The sequence below is a fragment of the Edwardsiella ictaluri ATCC 33202 genome, assembly GCF_000264785.1.
Lineage (GTDB): Bacteria > Pseudomonadota > Gammaproteobacteria > Enterobacterales > Enterobacteriaceae > Edwardsiella > Edwardsiella ictaluri.
The window spans coordinates 116,481-135,311 of record NZ_AFJI01000100.1; the positions used below are offsets into that span (position 1 = coordinate 116,481).

8 protein-coding genes and 1 pseudogene are annotated in these 18,831 nt (G+C 58.5%); 6 read left to right on the plus strand and 3 right to left on the minus strand.

Annotated features, from left to right (window positions below; genetic code table 11):
- Positions 1-47 precede the first annotated feature (47 nt).
- Complete coding sequence (nadK, locus tag EIEH_RS15305; RefSeq protein WP_015872303.1) at positions 48-926, minus strand: NAD(+) kinase; 879 nt, start codon at positions 924-926, stop codon at positions 48-50.
- 180 nt (positions 927-1,106) lie between these two features.
- On the opposite strand from nadK, the gene grpE reads away from it, so the two are divergent.
- Complete coding sequence (gene grpE, locus EIEH_RS15310) at positions 1,107-1,685, plus strand: nucleotide exchange factor GrpE (protein ID WP_015872302.1); 579 nt, start codon at positions 1,107-1,109, stop codon at positions 1,683-1,685.
- A 45-nt stretch (positions 1,686-1,730) separates the two neighbouring features.
- Here the strand turns inward: grpE and ung are convergent, their stop codons facing one another.
- Positions 1,731-2,426 carry a uracil-DNA glycosylase gene (gene ung / locus EIEH_RS15315; RefSeq protein WP_015872301.1) on the minus strand — a complete coding sequence of 232 codons (696 nt, stop codon included), beginning with the start codon at positions 2,424-2,426 and terminating at the stop codon, positions 1,731-1,733.
- 401 nt (positions 2,427-2,827) lie between these two features.
- Here ung and grcA point away from each other — a divergent pair, with 401 nt between their 5' ends.
- Entirely contained in the window at positions 2,828-3,211 is a 384-nt protein-coding gene (gene grcA, locus EIEH_RS15320) for an autonomous glycyl radical cofactor GrcA (protein WP_015872299.1), read from the plus strand.
- Positions 3,212-3,291: 80 nt separating this feature from the next.
- Here grcA and EIEH_RS19860 read toward each other — a convergent pair.
- Positions 3,292-3,720: pseudogene (locus tag EIEH_RS19860) on the minus strand (IS4 family transposase); the annotation flags it as partial.
- Between the two features lie 694 nt (positions 3,721-4,414).
- On the opposite strand from EIEH_RS19860, the gene EIEH_RS15330 reads away from it, so the two are divergent.
- The 4 genes from EIEH_RS15330 to EIEH_RS15350 all read left to right on the plus strand — a co-directional run bounded on the left by EIEH_RS15330 (position 4,415) and on the right by EIEH_RS15350 (position 18,817).
- A complete protein-coding gene (locus tag EIEH_RS15330) occupies positions 4,415-6,154 on the plus strand; it encodes a ShlB/FhaC/HecB family hemolysin secretion/activation protein (RefSeq protein ID WP_015872298.1) in 1,740 nt (579 codons plus the stop codon).
- A 64-nt stretch (positions 6,155-6,218) separates the two neighbouring features.
- The gene (locus EIEH_RS16965; RefSeq protein WP_015872297.1) at positions 6,219-17,354 is read left to right on the plus strand and encodes a two-partner secretion domain-containing protein; all 11,136 of its coding nucleotides are present in this window, start codon (positions 6,219-6,221) and stop codon (positions 17,352-17,354) included.
- A gap of 234 nt (positions 17,355-17,588) precedes the next feature.
- Entirely contained in the window at positions 17,589-18,398 is an 810-nt protein-coding gene (locus tag EIEH_RS15345; protein WP_015872296.1) for a hypothetical protein, read from the plus strand.
- 5 nt (positions 18,399-18,403) lie between these two features.
- Positions 18,404-18,817, plus strand: a complete 414-nt coding sequence (locus EIEH_RS15350) for a hypothetical protein (protein WP_015872295.1) — start codon at positions 18,404-18,406, stop codon at positions 18,815-18,817.
- Positions 18,818-18,831 lie beyond the last annotated feature (14 nt).

Genomic DNA, 18,831 nt, shown 5'->3' on the forward strand with positions numbered 1-18,831 from the left:
AGTAAAGTGCCCGGCGCAAATATTTGCGCGCCGCGCCGTATGCCCGGCTAAAACAGTTTCTTTGACCAGCCCAGCTTGCTGCTGAGGGTATTGAAGTAGCTGTAATCCTTAGGGTGGATCAGGCTCAGATAAAACGGGCTGCGCTGAACGATCACCTCCTCTCCCTGCTGAATGGGCAGCGCAATTTGGCTGTCGCAGCTGATCTCCAGCTCATTGCTGAAGTGGGAGAAGCGCAGATGAATTTTGCTGTTGCTGTCGATCACCAGCGGGCGTGCCGAGAGGGTATGGGGAAACATCGGCACCAGGGCGATGGCGTCCAGGGTGGGGGCCAGAATAGGGCCTCCGGCGGAGAGTGAATAGGCGGTGGAGCCGGTCGGTGTGGAGATGATCAGTCCGTCGGAGCGCTGGGAAAAGGCGAAGGTGTCGTTGATGTACACCTCAAACTCGATCATGTGCGCCACTTTGCCCGGATGCAGCACCACTTCGTTGATGGCGGTACTGCGCCGGTGCATCTGTCCGTCGCGGCAGACTTTAACCTCCAGCAGAAAGCGGCGTTCGCGGCTATATTCTCCCTCCAGCACGCAGGAGAGCTGCTGCTTGGCGTTGTCCGGGTCGAGATCGGTCAGAAAGCCCAGGTTGCCCCGGTTGACGCCGATGACGTCGACGTCATAGCGCGCCAGAATGCGCGCCGCCCCCAGCATATTGCCGTCGCCGCCGACCACCACCGCCAGATCGGCCTGTTGGCCGATGTCGGCCAGGGTGCCGGTCAGCGCATGCTGTAGCTTTAAATCGCGGGCGATCTGCCGCTCCACGATCACCGGGTAGCCCTTCCCCGTCAGCCAGTGAAACAGCATCTCGTGGGTCGCCAGTGCGGCAGGGTGGCGCGGGTGACCGACCAGCCCAATGGATTCAAAGCGTTTGTTCATGTTCCGGTTTCCCTTGGCTGTGCACCATCGTCCGGGCTGCGTTGGCGCCCCGCTGGCGGATCTCAGCCTGATGCGGGCGATAGAATGGCGCCCATTATGCCCGGCTCTCTTGAATCGCCGACTTTCATCCCCATAATAAGCCAAGTAGCGAGATAAATGCCAAAAACCGCGGAGAATTCCATGAGCAGTGAACAACAAAACATGACGCAAGAGCCGGCTAACGTAGAACAGGTTGAAAACGAAGCGCTTCAGGCTGAGACTCAGGGCGCCGGTGTGGAGCCGGACGCGCGTGATGCCCGCATTGCAGAGCTGGAGGCCCAGCTGAAGGCCATGGGGGAGCATGAGCGTGAAATTATGCTGCGCGCCCGTGCCGACGTGGACAACATCCGTCGCCGCGCAGAGCAGGATGTCGAGAAGGCGCACAAGTTCGCGCTGGAGAAGTTTTCCGGGGAGCTGCTGCCGGTGATCGATAACCTGGAGCGCGCGCTGGAGCTTGCCGATAAGTCCAACACTGAGCTGGTATCGATGATCGAAGGGGTGGAGCTGACCCTGAAATCCCTGCTGGACGTCGTGCGTAAGTTTGGCGTGGAGCAGGTGGCGGAGGTGAACGTACCGTTCAACCCTGAGGTCCACCAGGCGATGACCATGATGGCCTCCCCGGATCATGCGCCGAACCAGGTGATGATGGTGATGCAGAAAGGCTATACCCTGAACGGTCGCCTGATCCGCCCGGCGATGGTCGCAGTCTCGAAAGGCTGATTCGGTTCAGAATAGGCGCAAAAACCAGCCCGCGGGCTGGTTTTTTTATGCCTGCGCCTCATCCTGCGGCAGGTGCGGCTGCCAGTCGATGGGTGCCATCCCCTGCTCCTGCAGCAGCTGGTTGGTCATGGAGAAGTGTCTGCAGCCCAAAAAGCCGCGGTGAGCCGACAGCGGGGAGGGGTGCGGCGCCTTCAGCACGCGGTGGCGCTGGGTATCGATGATGCGTCCCTTCTTCTGGGCATGGGCGCCCCACAGCAGAAAGACGATGCCGCTGCGCTGGCTGTTCAGCGCCTCAACCACCCGATCGGTAAACTGCTCCCAGCCCAACTGGGCGTGAGAGTGCGCCTGGCCGCGCTCGACGGTCAGTACGGTGTTGAGCAGCAGCACCCCCTGATCGGCCCAGCTTTTCAGATAGCCATGGCTGGGGATCTCAAAGCCGGGGATGTCGCTCTTCAGCTCTTTGTACATATTCTGCAGGGAGGGCGGGGTCGGCACGCCGGGCAGTACCGAAAAGGAGAGGCCGTGCGCCTGATTCGGGCCATGATAGGGATCCTGCCCCAGGATCACCACCTTCACGTCGTTGAACTCGGTAAAGCGGAATGCGTTGAACACATCCTGCTGCGGAGGATAAATGGTCTTACCATTACTGCGCTCAGTGGCAACAAAGGTCAGTGTGTCGCGGAAATAGGGCTGATCTTTCTCGGCACCGATTACGTCATGCCAGGTGAGTGACGTGGTCATCTGTACTTCCTTTGTTTTTATTCGTTGATTCTCATGTGGTTGCAGCGCCGGTGCGCGCCCGGTTTTCCGGTGCATTGCGGCTTTGGGCTGCCTTAAAGGTAGCTTACCCTGTCCCCGCTAGCAGGGGAACCGCCCAGCGGCGCATTTCACGCCGTCTCCTTAGCAAAAACCCCCTCTTTTTACCTTATGGCAATTTTTATCAAAATTGATGTAAAACATAAATTTGCCAATATGGTAAAAATACCAAGCCAAATAAAATTGATTTAGATCAAAGAACATGGGTTGTTTAACTGGTATATAACACATCAAGACAACATTGGTTTTACCAAATGGCCCGCCGGTGGGGCTGGCACCATGACCGAATTGGCCGATTTTTGCTCTATCTCAATTGGAGGCAACAAATGATTAAAGGTATTCAGATCACCAAGGCTGACAACGCTGACCTGCTGAACTCTTTCTGGCTGCTGGACACAGAGAAAGGCGCCGCGCGCTGCCTGTGCGCCAAGGGTGGCTACGCTGAGGATCAGATGGTCGCGCTGGACGAGCTGGGCGCATTCGAATCCCGTGACGTGGAGCTGGACGTCGCGCCGAGCGTGCGCGTGGAAGGCGGTCAGCACCTGAACGTTAACGTGCTGCGCCGTGAAACGCTGGAAGACGCCGTGAAGCATCCGGAAAAGTATCCGCAGCTGACCATCCGTGTGTCCGGCTACGCGGTACGCTTCAACTCCCTGACTCCGGAGCAGCAGCGCGACGTGATCACCCGTACCTTCACCCAGAGCCTGTAAGGGGCGGCGGCACGGGCCGCATGGTGGCGTCAATCAGATAAAAAGGAGCCGACAGGCCTGACGGCTCCCCGGAAACATTATCAGTGCACTACGGTGATGTTTCTGTAGGCCCGCGCTATCTCAGCGTATACCCTGTCGGGGGTTATCCCCGACAGTTTCTCCGGTGACTGACGGTGCGCATGTTCACTCAACGTCAGATACGACAACATCCGTCCCGACTTCACACTGCCCGCTTATATTTTTTCGGGGCCATACCCCGTGAATCATATAATGATGCTATAGATCAGACACCGCGCGGGTATTCGCATATCTCCCCCGGCTCAGTTCATAACGCCCACGTTTCCCATTCCGAAAATTCTGCACCATCTGCATCCGGTAACTGTAGATCTGCACTATCTTGCGCGGCTTATCCCCCATCAGAATGGCCAAAACAGTCACGGCTGACAGACGTTTTTCCGGTATTTTCTGTCAGTGTTGGGGGAGTGCTGCCTGCTTTTCCTGTCCGTCGCAGTGAGCGCGCTGCAGGCGGTCATGATGGGGAGGAGACTCACCGCGATACCCCTATGACCGGGAAAGGCGGAAAACCTCTTCTCGCATACCGCCAGCGGTGAGATATGAAGACGTTGTGCGATTTCGTCGCCAGCTGGTGGCGATGCGTGTATTGGTGGCAGCGGATATTGATGGTGTATGGCAAGTCGCCGCGGGTGTGATGGTTCCGGCCTGTATGCATGCGTTGCAGGTCTGCCCTGCGGGAATGGTCCTATTGACGGCATCCAATGCCCCATATGGCGGGAGAGATACCAGCGACAAATTGACGTTTTACACGGCCCTGACCTGGATCTCCCTTCCCGGGCGTATAACGCCGGGCATTTGCGCGAAGCCGGCGTATCTTACGTGAACCGGATATTACTGAGAAGATTAGCGAGATTATGCAACAGACGGCCAGCGCCTCGCCGGTGTTGCCGAACGCCCCCACGATGTCGCTGCCATCCTCTTCCGGCAACCGCTCCCGATAACATCAGGAAAACCTGCGACTCAAAAGCGGCCTGACCGGGTCACCGCGCCTCAATTATCGGCTTTTCAGAGAACGTGAATCCCTGCGGTGGTCAGTTATGCACCTTGTTTGGTTGTTTTTTGATCAATGACTGTGGATAATACACGCTTGCTTACATTTTATCACAGTGACTATTTCAGGGATTATACATGCAGGGAAGACTCAGGCCGCGCTTATCAGTCCGGTCGCTATGGCTGGGGATACTGGGTGGTTGGACGGTGCCGGGTGTACTGGCGGCACCAGGGGAGGAAAGCCGACTGCAACAGGATGCCGCCCGGCAGTTTCAGCAGCAGGAGCTGCAGCAAAAAGCCCGCAATGATGCCCTGACGCCAAAAGCGCCGGACATCCGCCTTTCTGAGAACGCACCCTCTCCCTCTCATCTGATCTTTCCTGAAGAAACGCCCTGCTTTGCGATTAACCAGGTAACGCTGACCGGGCAGGATGCCCTGCCGCACTGGATTCCGCTCACGCGTCTGGCGAATCAGGCTGTGGGGCACTGCGTGGGGGTAAAGGGCATCAATCTATTGATGAGTGCGCTGCAAAACCGGCTGATCAACCATGGGTGGGTGACATCCCGGGTGCTGGCACCACAACAGGACCTGAGCCGTGGGGTGCTGCAGCTGCGTATCGTTCCGGGGATCGTGCGGGATGTGCAGCTGACGCCTTCATCGTCATCCCGGTTCAGCCTGTATTCCGCCATGCCAGCCCGTCGAGGCAACCTGCTGGACGTGCGGGATATTGAACAGGGGCTGGAGAATCTGCAGCGGCTGCCGACGGTGACCGCCCGGATGGCCCTCCACCCGGGTGAGGCACCGGGGGAAAGCGATATTCTGATAGAGCGCACCCAGTCACGCTTCTGGCGTGTCGGTGCCTGGGTCGATGACACCGGCACCCGGGATACCGGTCGTTACCAGGGCGGCGTGATGCTGGCGCTGGATAATCCGACCTCGTTTTCCGACCTGCTTTACGTCACTGCCAGCCGGGACCTGGGGTTTACCGGCGGGAAAAGCAACAAAAGCCTGTCCGGTCACTATTCGGTGCCGTTTGGTTACTGGCTGCTGGGCATCACCGCCAGTGATTATGACTATCATCAGACCGTTGCGGGGCGCAATGCCGATATCCTGTATGCGGGTAAAAGCCGTTCGCTGGATGTGCAGCTCAGCCGCGTGATGCATCGTAACGCCACCTCAAAAACCATCGCCACCTATGACGTACTGGTGCGCGAAACCCGCAATTTTATCAGTAACGTTGAAATCGGTGACCAGCAGCGGCGTACCAGCGCCTGGCGGCTGGGGTTAACCCACCATCATTATCTGGGCGGGGCAACGCTGGATGTGGGGGCGAGTTATCAGCGCGGTACGCGCTGGTTCGGCGCTCTGCCGGCACCGGAAGAGCAGTGGGACGACTATGGTGGCGTGACCGCGCTATCAAAAATCCTCAGTTGGAATGCGTCGGTCACTGTGCCCTTTACGCTCGCCGGGCAGGCGTTCAGCTGGAATACCACCTGGCGACGACAAATGAGCAATACGCCGCTCACGCCGCAGGATGAGTTCTCCATTGGCAACCGCTGGACGGTGCGCGGCTTTGATGGTGAACGTACGCTCAGCGCCACCAACGGCTGGACGGTACAGAATACGCTGGCCTGGCGCACACCGTTGCCTGCGCAGGAGCTGTATCTGGGGGCGGACTACGCGGAGGTGAGCGGCAACAGCACCACGCTGAGCGACCTGACGGGCCGTCATCTGGCCGGTTCGGTTCTGGGGGTACGCGGTGCCGTCTCCTCCGTCGGTGTCAGTTATGACCTGTTTACCGGGCTCCCCCTCTCTAAACCGACGGGGTTCAAAACCGACCCGGTGACGTTTGGCTTTAGCCTGAGCTGGAACTATTAACCCATTATGACGAGCGGCGACCCGCTTGGGTCTGTCACCTAAGATACCCGGGGAGCACCTGATCATGAACAAACACCTCTACCGCATTGTTTTTAGCCATGTCCGCGGCATGTTGATGGTGGTGGCTGAGATTGCCCGCAGCGGGCGGTTCCGTACGGCGCGCCGCCGTTCACCTGCGGGTGGTCCAGAGGCCCGGGTGCGACTCTCCCCGCTATCTCTGGCACTGTGGCTGGCGGCGGGGTTCGTCACTCTGCCGACGCAGGCCAATATTGTGGCGGATGGTCATGCTCCCGGTAACCGGCAGCCTACCGTGCTATCCACGGCCAACGGGCTGCCGCAGGTCAATATCCAGACCCCGAACGACCGCGGGGTTTCGCGCAACCAGTATACCCAGTTTGAGGTGGGCGCCCGCGGCGCCATTCTGAATAACAGCCATAAAAATACCGCCACTCAGCTCGCGGGAATGGTTGCGGGTAACCCCTGGCTGGCGAAACAGGAGGCCAGCATCATCCTTAACGAGGTCAACAGCCGTAACCCCAGCCAACTGAACGGGTTCATCGAAGTTGCCGGCAGACGTGCTGAGGTGGTGATTGCCAATCCGTCCGGCATCACCTGCAGTGGCTGCGGTTTTATTAACGCCAATCGTGCCACATTGGCCGCGGGTCAGGCACAAATGGATAACGGCCAACTGAAAGGGTTTGATGTGAATGGTGGCCGCATCAATATCGACGGCAAGGGGCTGAATGCCAGTGATACCGATTATACGGCGCTGATTGCCCGGGCGGTAACGGTTAACGGTAAGGTACATGCCCGCGAGCTCAAGGTGACCGTCGGCCAGAACGTAACCGACAGCCAGGGCAACGTTACCCGGATAAAACCCCCGGGCGCTGACGATAAACCGGCGTTTGCTCTTGATGTGGCGGCGCTGGGCGGCATGTATGCCAATAAAATTACCCTGGTGGGCACCGAAAAGGGCCTGGGGGTGCGTAACGGTGGTGAGCTGGGCGCTGGCGCGGGTGAGCTGACGCTTAATGTGGACGGCACGCTGGATAACCGCGGCCAGCTGCAAAGCCAGGGCTCTCTGCTGATAGCCAGCCAGGGAGATGTTAACAATCCCGGGCGCCTGACGGCGGGCAAAAATGTCAGCCTGTCAGTCGGCGGCATGTTGCATAACGATGGGCTGATTGGCGCGGGGAATAATGCCTCCCTGACCGCACGCCGCATTGAGAGTACATCCGGCAGCCAGCTGGCCGCCGGAGTGGACGCTCAGGGCGGGATAACCCAGCCGGGCAATCTGGTACTGACCAGCCAGGGAGTGTTAAAAGCCCATGGCCAGAATCTGGTACAGCATACGCTGGAGGCCCGGGGTAGCCGGGTTGATATCAGTGGCAGTCAGACCTCTGCGAAAAACCTGACGCTGACGGCGACACACGACGACGTCCGCACGGCGGGGGCAACCCTAAAGGCAGAACATGCTCATATACAGGCCGCCACCGGATTTAATAACGACGACGGCCGACTGTCGGTGGGCTCATTGTCGTTGCGTGCACAGAGCATCGACAATAATCACGGGTTGTTGCGTCAGGAGCGTACGCAGGATCTGATCCTCGACAGCGGGCTGATACGCAACAACCAGGGCACGTTGATCAGTGGGGGTAATACCGTTATCCGGGCCGGGCGGGTGGAGAATCGCGGGGGGCTGTTGGCCGGTAACGGGCGGGATCTCAGCGTCACCGCCGCGCTGCTGGATAATCAGCAGGGCACAGTACAGCTGGCCGGGAACGGGACGCTGTCAGTACAGGCTGACGCCCTGCAGGGGCATCAGGGTACCCTCCAGTCGGCGGGGGCACTGCGCCTCACCGGCCATGACCTGGACCTTTCCGGTGGAGAAACCCGGGCGCAGCAACTTTCGGTCACCGCTGACACACTGAATAGCCAGAACGGCTTGCTGTCGCAACGCGGTGACGGCGGGATGACGGTGACCCTCAGCGGTCATGCGGACAATCGCGCTGGATGGGTAGAAAGCGGCGGCAGCCTGACGTTCAGCGCGGCGGCGCTGGATAATACCGATGGCACCCTGCTGGCCGCCGACCATGGCAATCTGACGCTGAATACACAGGGTGATATCACCAACAGCCGTGGCAAACTGCTGGCCGGAGGGGCCGTGAGTCTGACCGCCCGTCAGCTGGACAGCCAGAGAGGGCTGGTTTCCGCCAGCGGCGGAGATGCGACCCTCTCCCTGAGTCAGGCGCTGAATAACGCCGGTGGACGCATTGAGGCCAGATACGCGGTTGACACCCACAGCCAGGTGCTCAGTAACGTCGTGGGTACCGTGCTGGGGAGATGGGTATCCATCGATACCCGACAGGGCCAACTGTTCAATACCGACGGCAGCATAGTGGCCGACGGACGCCTGCAGATTAACAGCGGCGGGCTTGACAACGCAGGCGGACGCCTGCAGGCCGGGGACTATCTGGGTCTGGATACCCACGGCCAGGCACTGAGCAATACCCGGACTGCATCAGCGGGAATACTGAGCGGGGGCGCACTGTCGCTGATCACCGGAGATATCGACAATAGCCAGGGGGTGATGGCAGCCACGGGCGGAATGACCATTACCAGCCAGGAACTCAACAATACCGCGGGCAAGCTGCTCGCCGGCCAGGGGCTGACCCTGACCGGCCTCGCCCTCAACAACGCACGCGGGCTGCTGCAGTCAGGCGCGCAGCTGTCCCTGAATACGCAGGGTGAACGGCTGACCAACAGCGACAGCGGGGTCACGGGAGGGCTGGTCGCCCGGGGTGATCTGCTGCTGAATACCGGGCTATTCGACGGCCATCAGGGTGTGATTTTCGGGGAAAATGTCCGTATCGACACCCATCGGCAGGCGTTCAGCCACCAGAACGGTCAACTGATGGCCGGTGGGGAATTGCAGCTCGATAGCGGTCTGCTGGATAACAGCGCGGGGCTCATCCAGTCGGGAGGCAACGGGCAACTCAACACCCACGGACAGACGTTGACCAACCGGGAGAGCAGTAAGCGCGGGGGGATCGTCACCGGCGGCGCGCTGACGCTCAGTGCGGGCAATATTGATAACCTGCTGGGCACGCTTATCGGCCACGGTGATACCACCGTGACGGCGGGGCATCTCGATAACCGCACCGGCACTCTGGCAAGCGCCGCCGGACACCTCCGTCTGGCCGTGGGTGAAACCCACAACCAGGGCGGTCTGCTGCAGGGGGCGAGCGCCCTGACGCTGGATACACAGGGGCAATCGTTGTTCAACGCCGACAGCGGGGACACCGGCGGCATTCGCAGTCAGGGTGTGCTGACCCTGACGAGCGGCACGCTCGATAACCCGCGGGGTGTGATAGCGTCATCGGGGCTGGCCCGACTGAATACCACTGACCTGAATAATCAGCGCGGGCAGCTGGCCGGTCATGACGGACTGGTACTCACCACCCACACATTGACCAATACCGCGGGTCGCCTTTACTCTGGCGCCGGTTTGACGCTCGACACACAGGGGTATGCGCTGGAAAACACCGACAGTGGTGAACAGGGCGGTATCGTCGCACTGAACGATCTCCGTCTCAGCAGTGGCTACCTGAATAATTATGCGGGTTTTATCGCTGCCAGCGGACAGGCTGATCTTGTTACCGCCATATTGAACAACGCCGATGGGCAGGTGGCCGGTAACGGTGGCCTGTCGGTTCATAGCCTGGCGCTCAGCAACACGAACGGTAAATTGCAGTCGGCGGCCAAGCTACTGATCGATACGGCAGGGCACGCGCTCGACAATCAGCGCGGACAGATAACGGGTGATGCCCAGACACGCATCGACAGCGGCGCGCTGGATAACCGGTATGGAACCCTTCAGGGGGGCACTGGCCTGACGGTCAACACCCGGCAGAATGGTCTGGCCAATCAGCATGGCACCCTGCTTGCTGTGGACGCATTGACGCTCGAGGCCGCTCAGCTCAACAATCATTCCGGTGAGATAACCAGCCTGGGTAACGGGCAACTTACTCTCAGTCAGCAACTTGATAACACGCAGGGACGGGTGCGTGCGGGTCAGTCCCTGGCCATCACCGCCCGCCAGATCATAAACCGGGAGACCAACGCGCAGGGCACCGGGATTGAGGCGGCGTCGCTCACGCTGTCAGCGCGGCGGCTGGACAACACCCACGGCGCGCTCAGGGCGAGCGCGCAACTGGTGGCCACCGTGCGTCAGGCGCTGGATAATGTGGCCGGATTGATTTCATCAGGCGGGGAGCTGACGGTTCAGGATGACGCGCAGGGGCAGACACTGTCGATACATAACCTGCGTGGTACGCTCATTGCCGGGACGGAGGGGCAGATCACCGCCGCCGCGCTGAGCGGCGACGGCCAGGTGTTGTCCCGGGGCAATCTGGGCCTCCATCTGGCCCGCACTTTCCACAATACGCAGACGGCGGGTGCCAATGGCAATCTGACCCTGGAGACGCCGGCAGCTGTCGTCAACGACGGACGTATCACTGCCGGCGATACGCTCACCCTCACGGGACAGCAGGTCATCAACAGCGCACAGGCTGAAATCGGTGCGCAGGAGACCCATGTCACCGCCCGGGAGTTACTCAGCAATAGCGGGCTGATAGACGGCGCGCTTACCCACCTGACCGCAAATATCCTCACGAACACCGGCACCGGGCGTCTTTACGGCAACCATGTGGCCATTCAGGCCGCGACGCTCAATAATCTGAATGCCGATAACAGGGCGGCGGTTATCGCCGCGCGTGAACGGCTGGAGATTGGTGCCGACAGTGTCAATAACCATGACCATGCCCTGATAACCAGCCAGGGTGACCTGCACATTGGCGGGCAGTTGGATACGCAGTATCAGGCTACCGGTCAGGGGGGTGTGCTCAATAACCACGGCGCCATCCTTGAAGCGGGCCGTGACGGCAGCATCAGCATGCGGGCGGTGAATAACACCAACCGTCATCTGGAGACAGAAGTGGTACAGGTGGAGGAAAGCCTGCATCACGACGCGGTGCTGCAAGGGCAGACCACCCGCTATGACTGGGATAAGGTGGATACCCGTGAACAGAACAAGTATGGCGTTCACACCGCAGTGATGCCGGACGGCAGCCGCAATGACGAGTTTTACGAATACCGGTACACCCGCACCGTTATGGAGACCCAAATCAAGGATACCGATCCGGGCAAAATTCTTGCCGGGGGCAACCTGACGCTGACGGCCGACCGGGTGGTCAACCACGACAGCCATATGGTGGCCGGCGGTACCTTGGGCGGCGTTATCGGTGAGGTCAATAATCAGGCCACGAAAGGTGAGCGCACCACCACAGATGTCGGCCGGCAAAAACGCTGGTATGCGAAGAAGACAAAGAAAATAATTGGCGGCACCGAAACCTCTCAGGGGCAGAGCACCAGTAATTACAGCCCGCCACCGGTGACAGAAACCATCGACCTGAACAGCCTGATATGGCGCGGAGAGACCGCGCCGGATGGCAGTGGCTACCGGGCAGACGGGCGTCAGACGGCCCGCGTCGGTACAGCGGTAGCCAGCGTCAGCAACATCGATGCCATCAGCGCGCGGGGGCCGGTGCCCATGACGGCATTACCGGGCGGCACCGTCACCCTGACGGGCCTGGCGGAAATGAAGGACCGTCCGCTGGTACTGCCGGCCGGCCAGCGGTTTGCGCTGACGCTGCCGCCCACGCTGGCCGACGGACAATCCGTGACGCCGGTTATCAGGATAGTGGCCCCGGACACGCGCCTGCCGGACAACAGCCTGTTCACCCTGCACCAGAGTATCGACAGCCACTATCTGGTGGAGGCCGACCCAAGGTTCACCGACCAGAGACAATGGCTGGACAGCGACTATATGCAAAACGCCCTGCTCAGTGACCCCGCCAGGATGCATAAACGCCTGGGTGATGGGTACTATGAGCAGCGGCTGATACGCGATCAGGTCACGCAACTGACCGGCAGCCGTTATCTGGCCGGTTACGGCAGTGATGAAGAGCAGTATCTGGGGCTGATGAACAGCGGCATCGTGTTTGCCAGGCAGTATGGTCTTGAGCTGGGGGTAGCCCTAAGCGCGGCCCAGATGGCGTTGTTGACCGCGGACATGGTCTGGCTGGTGGATCAGACCGTCACCCTGCCGGACGGCAGCACGCAGACGGTGCGGGTGCCGCAGGTGTACGCCAGGATGAGGGAGGGTGACCTGACCGGTGACGGCGCCCTGCTGGGGGGAGCACAGGCGGTGCTTAACAGCCGCGGCGATCTCACCAACAGCGGTACGATTATGGGGCGTGAGGTGACGCAACTGACTGGGCAGACCCTGACCAACAGCGGGTATATTCAGGGTAACAGCGTTGATCTGACCGCCCGTCAGGATATCCATAACGTCGGTGGCCGGCTGCGGGGCGACGCGTCGCTTTCCCTGCTGGCCGGGCGCGATATTGTCAGCCAGACCACCGCCCGCACGGACGGCACCGAGCGCTGGCTTGACCGGCCGGCGGGGATATATGTACAGGCTCCGAACGGTATGCTGACGCTCAGCGCGCTCAACGATATCACGCTCTCCGCGACGGACATCAATCATGCCGGCGATAACGGCACGAGCCGGCTTCAGGCGGGTAACGACCTGCGGCTGAACGCGGTAACCACCCGTCACAGCGAGTACGGTGACTGGGGGGGTGGTAATACCCGGGACCTCGTACAGCAGGCCGATGTCGGCACCCGGCTCAGCACCCGGGGGGCACTGATGCTCGGTGCCGGCCGGGACCTCACCACCACCGCGGCGGATGTCGCCGCCGGGGGCGCCCTGACGGTGCTGGCGGGGCGGGATATCCGGCTCACCACCGGCGATGCCATCACTGACCTGGTTGAACACAGTAAACAACGCAGCCGGGGCCTGCTGTCCTCCTCATCGCTGGAAACGCACGACGAAGCCCATGACCTCCGGGCGCTCAGCTCCACCCTTTCCGGCGCCAGCGTCAGAATCGTCTCAGGGGGAAATACGCGGGTCACCGGCAGCAATGTGGTGGCAGAAAAGGATGTGCGGATCAGTGCCGCCAAAAACGTTACGGTGGAGGCGGCCACGGATCGCAGTAACGTTTACCACTGGACAGAGACGAAGATATCGGGTGTTTTTGGCAGCGGCTCTGGTATCGGCATCAGCGTCGGCTCGCAGTCGTCAGAATCTACCCGTCAGCGTACCGAAACCACGCAAAGCGATACACGCAGCACGGTGGGTACCCCCGGCGGTAATGTCATCATCCGTGGTGGAAACCAGGCGACGCTGAGCGCCGCCGATATCATCGCCGGCCGGATAGCGGATGGCACATCCCGTACCTCCGGACATATCGATATTACCGGTAGCAATATCGCCATTATCCCGGGACGGGACACCGTCACTGACTCGGTGATGCATGAGCGCAAATTCTCCGGTATTACCGTCAGCGTGAAAGCGCCGTTTGAAAATACCGTGCGTAACATACGTGACGCGCTTCGCGGAAGGGATAAAAACGGCAGCGCGATCGTCGATAAGGTGAAGTCTCTGGGGGCGGAAGGGGTGGCACTGGCGCTGGACGGTCCGGGGCAGGCGGTGGCGGTCTCCGTGGGTCGCAGTAAATCTTCTGCTGAATCGCATTACCAGGGGGAATTTAACCACGGTAGTCACCTTGCCGCTGCGGGCAATATTCAGATGACCGCCACCGGCAAAACGGGGGGCAGCGACAGCGGAAATATTCTGATCGCCGGAAGCCGGGTGAGCGCGGGCGAGGCGACGATGCTGGAGGCGAAGCGTGACGTTAATATCACCACCGCCATGGACACCGAACAGTACAGCAACAGCAGTAAATCCTCCGGCTGGGGTATCTCCTCTGAAATGCTGACTGCCGGCAGCGTCGTCCGGGCCATAACCGGAAGCGGAAAACACGGCAGCCAGCTCCTGCCGGGTGGCATGATCCGCTCAGAGGACAACAGTAACGGCACCAGGACCATGGAGCGTGCGTCGGCCGTTGAGGGCACGGATATTTACGTCAACAGCCGTCAGGGCAGCATAAACATCGGTGGCAGCCGGCTTAGCGCCACGGACGACCTGCTGCTGTCGGCCATTAAGGGCAATATTACGGTGGCCGCCGGGCGTGACACGTCCCACAGTGAACACAGCAGCAGCAGCCAAACTTTCGGCACCCTGGGCGGGGACGGCTACAGCGCCACGGTGGGTTACCGTCGCGAGCAACACAGCAGCCGTGAGGATGCGGTCAGCGAAAGCGGACAGCGCAGCCGGTTAACGGGCGCCAACGGCAACATCATCGCCCGGGCAGGCGGGGACATCTCCCTGTCGGGGACGGATGTCCGGGCCGGGAAGGCAGCCAGCCTGAGCGGTCAGAACGTGCTGATGGACGTCAGCCGTGACAGCCGTGACGGTGAAACTCACAGCCGCAGCTCGCAGTACGGGGTGACGGCCAGCGCCGGAGGCTGGGCGGTTGACACGGCCAAAGCGGCTGAGGCCGCAGCCCGCCGGATGGAGAGCGGTGACAATGCATATCTGACAGCCCTCAGGGCTGGCCGGGCAGGCGCTACGGCGGCACAGGGCGCACTGTCGGACAGCGCCGTCATCAAAGGCGGGGTCTCTGTCACCCTGGGCTCCTCCGCGCAGGACAGCCGATACCACAGTACCCGTACGCAGGGCACCACCATCAATGCCGGTGAGAAGGTCTCCATTAACGCCCGCGGCGATATCGCCGGTCAGGGTGTACAGATTGGCGCTAAGCAGGGGGTGCTGGATGCGGGACGGGATATCCTGCTGACCGCTTCCCAGGATACAAACGGTCATGAAAGCCAAAGCCGCGGCAGTCAGTTCAGCGCCGGGGTGGGCGTGAGCCTGATGGGTGCCCAGAACGGTATCTCGGTGGAGCTGGGGGCGTCGCAGCAGAAGGGGAGGGAACACAGCCAGTCACAGGGCAACACCAACAGCGTCATCCGTGCCGACGGGCAGCTTACGGTAAACAGCGGGCGGGACTCCGTGCTGAAAGGCGCAGAGCTGAAGGGTAACCGTGTGGTGGTAAGCAGCGGACGAGACCTGATCCTCAGCAGCGTTCAGGATACCGCCAGCTATGACAGTAAACTCTCCTCCTCCGGTGCAGGCCTGAGCCTGTGCATTCCCCCGCTGTGCTATGGCGCGTCTTCCGGTAGCGTCAGCGCATCAGGGGAAAACGTCACCCAGAATGGCCGGAGTGTGTCCAGCCAGACCGGCATTTTTGCCGCTGAGGGCGGCTTTGACATCACCGTGGGTAACCATACCCAGCTGGACGGGGCGGTTATCGCCTCTGGCGCCGCTGGCGGCAATAACCGGCTGGAGACCGGCACACTCGGCTGGACGGATATCCGTAACACAAGCGAAACGAGCGGTAATAGTCATACCTTGGCGGTATCGGGCAGTGCGGGCGGGGGTGAAAACCGCAATGTGGCGCCGGCTGTCGGTAGCGGGCAGGCGGCAGAGCGCGGCAGTGGCATCACGTCAGCGGCCATCAGTCACGGCAGCATAATCATTGGGGATAAAGATAATCAGATTCAGGATATTGCGGGTCTGAGCCGTGATACAGCGAATGCCCATCAGGGTGTGGGGGTGAGTGGCGCGGTGCAAAAGGTGAGGGATAGCCTGGCGGCGCAGAGTGAGGGGATGGCGCTGGGGGTTGCCGCGCTGGATGTGTACGGCAAGTATGCGGAGCAGAAGGCGAGGGAGTCTAATACCGCGCTGGCAGCCAGACTGACGGCGGAGGGGAGAATGGAGGGGAAAACGGCGCAGGAGCGGGAGGCGTACCTGAAGAGCCAGCCGGGTTATCAGGGTACAGACTATGGTCCCGGAAGCGAGTTCTGGACAAAGGGCAGTGCGGCAGCGGGGCTGCTGGCGGGTGCGCTCGGAGGCAACCTGAAGGCGGGAGCGGCGGCCGGAGCGGCACCGCTGCTGGCCTCTCTGGTCAGGGATGTGCAGAACGACGCGGCGCGGGCGGCCCTGCATGGGATAGTGGCGGCGGCATTAACGGAGCTGGGTGGCGGGCATGGCGGTGACGGGCTGAAGGCAGGTGCCGCGGGTGCGGTGACGGCGTCGCTGGCAGGGCCGCGTCTGGTGAGGGCGCTGTACGGCAAAGAGGATATGGACGGGCTGAGCCCGGATGAGAAACGTCTGGTGAGCAATCTGGTGTCTGTTATCGGTGGCATCACGGGCTATACGGCGGGTGACACCGATATAGCAATGGCCGCCATCGGTGCAAACGCAGCCCGGGTGGAGGTGGAGAATAACTATCTGAGCAGCACAGAAGCCAGAGCACTTGATAAAGAGCTATCCGACTGCAAAGCATCAGGTAGTGACTGCAAATCCGTTGTTGAGAAATATATCGAAATCAGCAACAAAAACAGCAAAGAACTGGTTGATGCCTGTTCCGATGGTGGCGTTCGTTGTGTTACATGGGAAGAGCTTATTCAAGGGGCGACCAATGTAGCCAATGATGCACACCCATCACAAATTCGGCTGGATGAAAAGCTGAAGGATCCAGATGCTGCGGCGTTGGTGAATTATCTCAATGGCGCTGATCTTAAATTCCTGCAAGACAATATTACGCAAGGTGATCGGATATTATCGGTTATCAGCGATCCGACATCATGGCCGGTAGCGGTAATGGGAGGTAAGGCATTTATCACCAATGCAGTCAATAATACTAAAGAACAGCTTATAGCTGTGGGTGTTGGCGTTGGATTAGGGGCTAGTATTCAATACGGAACAACGGGAGAGGTGAAACTTTCAGATCTAATAGGAACTGGCCTGATTGGTGGGATTACAGCCAGTAAAGGTTATACTCCAACCGTAACATGGAATGCAGTAGGTGGTTATTATCAAGGAGAAATAAGTGGAGATGACCCATTCATTTCTGCCATATTAAGTAAGGCTGGTGCCGGTGCTGGTTATGCAACTGGCAACCTCATCAAAATACCAATGGATAAGGTTCTTAACCCAGTGTCAAAGCAATATGAGTGGATCCCGACTGGTGTATGGACCATAACTAAACCAGCACAACAAAGCTCTGCTCCATCAATTATGGGGAATTTAGGTGATTCTTTTGTTTCAGGAGTAGCTGGCGATACTTTGAAGAAAAATGTATCTGGAGGTGAAAATGAGGCTAAATAGTACTAATAAATCCATAAAAACATTGCTAGTTATGTGTTTTTTTATGTGCATAGCTTTAATTATTCTCGGGATCTTTTCTTACCTTCTTAAGGGATGGTTAGTCTGGGAATTTGATAAACCTTTCCCTTTCGGAAAAGAGGAACTCATTACAATTTTAAAAATTAGTTTATTAGGTGTACCAACCGGTTTGGTCTTCTGGATTTTTGGTGTCCGTTAACAAATAATCCATATGTGATGATCGGGGTTTTTGTTGTTGAGAATAACTCGCTGAGGACCATTGCGGAGGCATTAGCGGCGGGTAAGACACTTGAACAACAGGCTAAAGAACATGTTGAAGCTGCAAATGAGCAGTGCAGGAAAGAAAACTGTGGCGGGATGAGCACGGAAGCCTGCTCGGCGAAAATGTATGAACAGCGCCGGGAAGAGTTAACGAGTATCCTGTCAACAGGTGCGGACTTTGTGCCAGTGGTTGGCGATATCAAGAGTGTTGCGGAAGCACAAAGCGTTCTGGATTATCTGGTTGCTGCGATAGGTATCATTCCGGGAACGGGAGATGCGGCAGGTAAGGTGGTCAAGGCAGCAGAAGAAGCTCTAAGTAAAGGGGATATCGCTGAAGCCTCGAAGCTGCTTAATAAAGCCAGTGATGAGATAGCAACCACTTCCCGTCCTGGCCACAGGCAATCAGAAATAGATATTGGAAATGATCTTGGAGGTGGTTGGAAGGATCAAGTTAGCTACAAAGACGGGAAAGAAGTACCTTATGGTACTAAAGGTAGTACCCGCCCAGATTGGTGTCAGGGGGAAATTTGTAGTATTGAAGTTAAAAACTATAACATTACTACAAACCAGAATGGGCTAATTAACAACATTGCAGATCAGGCTGTTGAGCGACAGAAGCATTTACCGGAAGGAATGGTACAGGAAGTAGTGATTGATGTTCGAGGGCAAGTTGTTTCTCCAGCACAAGAGGATGTAATCATCCGAGGTATTGTTCAAAGATCCAATGGAATAATTAATCCCACAAACATCCAATTTAAAAGGTAGTAGTTATGAGACATGTTGGATTTATAGGTGGAAGCTCAATGGTTGAGTTAGGAACACCTGATGAAATGGCTGATTTTTTTGAATTTTTCTTTAAAAGTATAAAGGATGATAAAAATCATGCTATTTTGGATAGGCTTTATAAAAAATATGTAAGGCTTGAGGAATTGCAAGAGATAAACAGAATAACTCAAGGATTCAAAGATAGCTTATCAACTGATATAAAAGATAAATATTCAAAGTATATAGCTGGCATTGAAACATGTATTGAATCGGCTAAGTTGTTTCATGAAAGCTGGGGTATTTATCAGCCACTTAGAGTCGGAATAACTGATGTTCCTTTTTATATTGATGATAAGAGAAGGCCCTTGGCTCAATATGATGCTCTTAGCTCGGAAGATTCTCCCTTCTGGTTACGTTAAAACCAAAGATCCCG